This is a genomic window from Candidatus Binatia bacterium, assembly GCA_036563615.1.
In the GTDB taxonomy this organism is placed as follows: Bacteria; Desulfobacterota; Binatia; order UBA12015; family UBA12015; genus DATCMB01.
Map to the genome: position 1 here is coordinate 1 of DATCMB010000008.1, position 2,028 is coordinate 2,028.

Here is a 2,028-nt window from a genome sequence, read left to right on the forward strand (position 1 = left end):
GGTGAAGACACCGACCTCGACCACGCCCGCCGACAGCGCCGCGGCGCGACCGCCGACCAGCCGCACGACGGTCGGGAATCCGTGCGCGCGGGCGCTAGCTGCGGCCGCTTCGCCGCGACCGGAAGCGAGGTCCAGTTTCGACAGCGCGAGCGCCGGCGCGGCGATCGCCACGCGCACGATCGTGTCGGCGTGCCCGGCAGCGACGTGCTCGAGGAGCGATTGCGCGAGCGCCGCCGACAGCGCCGGGTCGCGCCCGTCACCAACGGCGCGCCCGCGGCCGTCGTGCCCGCGGACCTCGTGCCCGCCGCCGCTCCGGTCCCCGGCGTCGCGCCCGTAACCGCCGCCGCTCCCACCTCCGCCGCCGGGTCCGTCGTCGCGCACCAGCAGTGCCTGCGCCATCGCCGCGAGTATCGCCGCCGCCGCGCGCTGGTCGGCCGCTCACTGGTTGAATCAAGGCCTGTGAACGAGATCGAGCAAGCAATCGAACGCAACCGCAACGCAGGTGTCAGCGGCCTCGGCGAGATCCCCGCGCCGCCCCGGCGCAAGCTCGCCGTCGTCACGTGCATGGACGCGCGCATCGACGCTCACCGGCTGCTCGGTCTCGAGCCCGGCGACGCGCACGTGATCCGCAACGCGGGCGGTGTCGTCACCGACGACGTGATCCGCTCGGTGGCGGTGTCGCAGCGCAAGCTCGGTACGCGCGAGGTGATGGTGATCCAGCACACCGGCTGCGGGATGATCGGCCTCTCCGACGACGAGTTCCGCAGCGAGCTCGAGCAGGAGACGGGCGTCCGCCCGGCGTGGTCGGCCGAGGGTTTCCGCGACCTCGAACAAGAGGTGCGCCAGGGCGTCGAGCGGCTGCGGCGCAGCCCGTTCTTGCTCCACCGCGACGCAATCGCCGGCTTCGTGCTGGAACTCGAGAGCGGCCTGTTGCGCCGCGTCGTCTAGAGCGGCGCGTCGTCCGTCTAGAGCTGCGCGCCGTCTAAAGCGTCGCGCTCACTAGCCCGGGCGCCGCGCTCGGTAGGCGAGTCACCCCGCTTGGTAGCCCGGGCGCAGTGCTCAGTAGCCGAGCGCGAACTTCGCGTCCTCGCTCATCATGTCGGGTGTCCAGGGCGGGTCGAAGGTGAGCTTCGGGTAGACGCGCTGGACGCCCGGCAGCTCGCTCACGAACTCCTCGATCTGGTCGGCGATGTGCGGGCCGATCGGGCAGCCGGGCGAGGTGAGCGTGTAGGTGACGTAGACGTCGCCGTCCTCGACCTGGATGTCGTAGATCAGGCCGAGCTCGACGAAGTCGAGCCCGAGCTCGGGGTCGATCACGTTCGTGAGCGCCTCGCGGACCTCTTCGACCGTCGGAGGTCCGCCGTCGGCCGTGGCCGACTGGTCACCGGCGCTGCCGCCGCTGTCGGCCTGGGTGTTTTCGAGCTCGTGACTCTCCACGCTCACGATGCTAGTAGGGTCGGGCGGCGATGCCGCTTCTCTGGCTCGCAGCGCTCTTCGTCGCTCTGCCGCTCGCCGAGCTGTACGTGATCCTCAAGGTCGGCGACTGGCTCGGCGCGCTGCCGACTGTAGCCCTGCTCGCCGCTGACTCGCTGCTCGGTGCTGCGCTTTTGCGAAGCCAGGGGCGGAGCGTGTGGCGGCGCTTCCGCGCAGCCGTCGCCGCCGGGCGGATGCCTCACCGCGAAGTGCAGGAAGGGGTGATGGTGATCTTCGGCGGCGCGTTTCTCGTCACGCCGGGGTTCATCACCGACGTCGTCGGTCTTCTTTTGCTGCTGCCGCCCACGCGCGAACTTCTGCGCCGCGCCGGCCTGCGCTGGCTGCGGCGGCGTTTCCGCATCGAAACCGTGACCGTGCGCGGACCCCTGCCGTGACCGATCGGCCGCGACCGCGCGCTCTCGTCTCGGATTTCGGCGGGGTCTTGACGACCCCGCTCGAGCGTGGCTTTCGCGCCTACGAGCGCGAGTCGGGGCTGCCGCTCGCCGAGCTCGGCGGGGCGATCGAGCGCGTCGCACAGGCGATCGGCGAGAACCC

The 2,028-nt window shown here is 71.5% G+C and carries 3 protein-coding genes; 2 read left to right on the forward strand and 1 reads right to left on the reverse strand.

Annotation, left to right across the window (positions count from 1 at the left end):
* The first annotated feature begins 459 nt into the window (after nucleotides 1-459).
* Nucleotides 460-948, forward strand: coding sequence for a carbonic anhydrase (locus VIS07_07785; GenBank protein HEY8515398.1), 489 nt, complete (start codon nucleotides 460-462; stop codon nucleotides 946-948).
* Between the two features lie 111 nt (nucleotides 949-1,059).
* Here VIS07_07785 and VIS07_07790 read toward each other — a convergent pair whose 3' ends face one another.
* Entirely contained in the window at nucleotides 1,060-1,437 is a 378-nt protein-coding gene (locus tag VIS07_07790; protein ID HEY8515399.1) for a metal-sulfur cluster assembly factor, read from the reverse strand.
* A gap of 29 nt (nucleotides 1,438-1,466) precedes the next feature.
* Between VIS07_07790 and VIS07_07795 the strand changes: the two genes are divergently transcribed.
* A complete protein-coding gene (locus VIS07_07795) occupies nucleotides 1,467-1,868 on the forward strand; it encodes an FxsA family protein (protein ID HEY8515400.1) in 402 nt (133 codons plus the stop codon).
* Nucleotides 1,869-2,028: the final 160 nt, after the last annotated feature.